This window comes from Halomonas sp. SIMBA_159, from assembly GCF_046536035.1.
GTDB lineage: Bacteria > Pseudomonadota > Gammaproteobacteria > Pseudomonadales > Halomonadaceae > Vreelandella > Vreelandella venusta_A.
On sequence record NZ_JAWJBT010000738.1, the window covers coordinates 1 to 266 of the forward strand.

1 protein-coding gene is annotated in these 266 nt (G+C 44.7%); it reads right to left on the minus strand.

From position 1 onward, the window contains the following. The coding region (locus tag R0J87_RS21150) for a type II toxin-antitoxin system YafQ family toxin (RefSeq protein ID WP_498888737.1) at positions 1 to 139 on the minus strand (139 nt) is incomplete at its 3' end. Positions 140 to 266 lie beyond the last annotated feature (127 nt).

Below are 266 nucleotides of genomic sequence, written 5' to 3' on the forward strand. Positions count from 1 at the left end.
GATCGCGATTTTTTGGCGGTAGTGCTTTACCTGCTGCTAGTGTTTTCATAATGGCTTGGAGTTTTGACAAGTCTTTGCCACGTTTGGCAGCCCGCTTTAAGTCTTTATTGAATTGCTTGGTAGTGACAGGGCGGTACATTTAGCGATCAAGATCATTGCAATTGAACTCGGCAAAAATATCATCGACACTTTCATGGCGAGTGAGGTTTTCACCAGCATCAGTGTCTTTGAAGGTTTGGAGAGTTTCTGCGTTGGGAATGCGTGGT